We start from the raw sequence: 2,365 nt of genomic DNA, 5'->3' as shown, positions 1-2,365 counted from the left end.
TGGTTACGCAAAGAAATCGCCTCTTTTTCTGTTTATTTATGTTTGTTGTGGTGACTACATTTTAAACGAAAAGGCGATTTTTTTGTGCACTTTTTAGGGAAAAATGAAAACTCTTTAATCAGGACTTCATTTCGTGCATTAGATAGAAAAAGGAGCTGAACCTAAAAGGTGTCGTTTTCATGACCCTTTTGGGACAGCCCCTTTGCTCTTAGGTGTGAATTTTTGAATTTTCCTTTTAGGTGGGTTTACATGAGCGGGTCGCTCTTTCATTGTGAGTTTTGTTGCCGAGACATCGAAATCAGTAAAGGTCAATATCTCATCAGAGGGAATACCATTTAGAAATTCTACGTTTGAGCTAGTTTGCAATTCAAGGTCTTGACCTCCAGAACTAGTACGTTTATATTCACCTGTAACTGTTTTAATAATGGTTCTTTTCATAGTTCACTATTTACTCCTTTTTAAATTCATCTAAAGATTCCTTTAAGAAAAGTCCTATCAGATGAGGATCTGTTGGCAACGATTCTAAAAACAATTTTTCAATTAACCTATATAACATGATGGCTGATTATTCAGACAATTTTTCAGAATAAGTGATGCTCATTACTTTGGGTTTTGACAAAAGTATCCCTCCTGTTCAGATGTCACCATTATGAACAGGAAGTATCATTTTTATTCTTTCTTGTTAGCGGAATAAGAATCTACTTCTTTTAACAAATCAAACTGCAGCTGTATTTCAACGTGCGGAACAGGTGAAGAAAAGGACTTTGGCTTGCGCATGATCACAACTGGTCGAATAGTACCTCCCGGAAGATTAAGTTCTTTAATTATCTTGTTCATTCCGTATTCTCCTTTCATAAATTGTGAACAATGATATTACCTCTTTAGAAATTCCGTATTTTTCGCAAATATCATAAATTACCTATAACTCTGTTAATAAATTGGCATTTGTAGAGCAATTATCTAAACTAGCAATCTATGAGATTAATCATTATAGAAAATCTGTGCAACTAAAAGAAATAGAAAATCATCCTATTGTAAATCAATATCTTAATGATTTGATTATCTATCTTGAGGAGTATAGAGATAAAACTTTAAAATCAAATGAAATGAGTATTGTATCTAATGTTCAAACTAGCATTTTAGAAAGTAATAAGAGTTTACAAGAATATTTTGAAAAGAATTTAATAGAAATTCAAGAAAGAGCGTATTTAGAAAAATACACTGATGAACACTTAAAAAAAATACTAGAACGAACTATATTTGATTTAGGAAAAAGGAATATTTCAGAAGCGAATGTAGAAACAGATTTTAATGCAACATTTGATTCTTTAGCAGGTAATAAGCATATTTTTCAGCATTTTAGTGAGTTACTAGGTAACTTGCAAATGAGTATTATGGAATTCAGTAAAGCTTTCATTAAACATAGAGAAGGTTTAGGGTACGATGATATAAATTTTATTGAAAAGGTTTTAAATTATTTAAAAGAGAGTGACTGTGAAAAAAAAGAATTCTATTTACATAGGAGTTTGAAATGTCTTTCTGATGAGATTAATGGCTTTATGGCAGAGATAGAAGGAGTAAGATACAAGCTATATGAGGAAGGTAAAAAGAATGTTAGAAAAGATTTGATCAATCCAAACAGTAAATAGGTATGAAAGGGAATTAAATGATTATATAGTCTTAGTAAAAACAATATTTATTAATGAACCTTATTTATTGATTTATGGAGATGCGGGAATAGGTAAATCACATTTACTAGCCGATAACGCTAAAAGATTGCAAGAAGCAGGTCACAGTGTTTTTTTATTTTTAGGTCAACATTTAAATACGCATGATCATCCCTTTAAACAATTATTTGATTTAATTGAATATAAAGGTTCTATAGAATCTTTTCTTAAAGAAATCAATGATAGAGCAATTAAGAAAAATAAGAGAACTGTAATAATAATTGATGCTTTAAATGAGGGTGAAGGTAAATTTTTTTGGAGAAATTATTTATTAAACTTTTTAAATTCCATTAAAGAATTTGACAATATTGCTGTAGTCTTATCTGTTAGAAGTAACTTTATTAGAAGTGTATTACCCGAAAATATTGAGGAAGACTTTCCGTTACACAAGTTAGAACATAAGGGATTTAAGGATTTAAGTTTTGAAGCATTAGAGCCTTTTTTTAATTACTATAATATAAATCCATTAGCATTCCCATCTTTAGAAAATGAGTGCTATAACCCTTTATTCTTACAAATTTATTGTGAAGCAATACAAGAAGAATATGGTATGTCAACACTAAACTAGACAACTTTTTTAAGGTGTTCAAGTTTATAATCAATTGGACTTACATAACCAAGTGTCCCATGAATTCGTA

At 30.0% G+C, this 2,365-nt stretch carries 4 protein-coding genes; 2 read left to right on the top strand and 2 right to left on the bottom strand.

Annotated features, from left to right (window positions below; genetic code table 11):
- Positions 1–177 precede the first annotated feature (177 nt).
- Together J2S17_RS28690 and J2S17_RS28685 are read right to left on the bottom strand one after the other, a co-directional pair.
- Positions 178–438, bottom strand: coding sequence for a hypothetical protein (locus J2S17_RS28690; protein ID WP_307480795.1), 261 nt, complete (start codon positions 436–438; stop codon positions 178–180).
- A gap of 231 nt (positions 439–669) precedes the next feature.
- Entirely contained in the window at positions 670–837 is a 168-nt protein-coding gene (locus J2S17_RS28685) for a hypothetical protein (protein WP_307480792.1), read from the bottom strand.
- 101 nt (positions 838–938) lie between these two features.
- Between J2S17_RS28685 and J2S17_RS28680 the strand changes: the two genes are divergently transcribed.
- The gene (locus J2S17_RS28680) at positions 939–1,649 is read left to right on the top strand and encodes a hypothetical protein (RefSeq protein ID WP_307480789.1); all 711 of its coding nucleotides are present in this window, start codon (positions 939–941) and stop codon (positions 1,647–1,649) included.
- A gap of 67 nt (positions 1,650–1,716) precedes the next feature.
- Positions 1,717–2,295 carry an ATP-binding protein gene (locus J2S17_RS28675; protein ID WP_307480786.1) on the top strand — a complete coding sequence of 193 codons (579 nt, stop codon included), beginning with the start codon at positions 1,717–1,719 and terminating at the stop codon, positions 2,293–2,295.
- Positions 2,296–2,365 lie beyond the last annotated feature (70 nt).

This window comes from Cytobacillus purgationiresistens (assembly GCF_030813235.1).
GTDB lineage: Bacteria > Bacillota > Bacilli > Bacillales > Cytobacillaceae > Cytobacillus > Cytobacillus purgationiresistens.
This window is presented reverse-complemented; position numbering and strand designations above follow the sequence as displayed.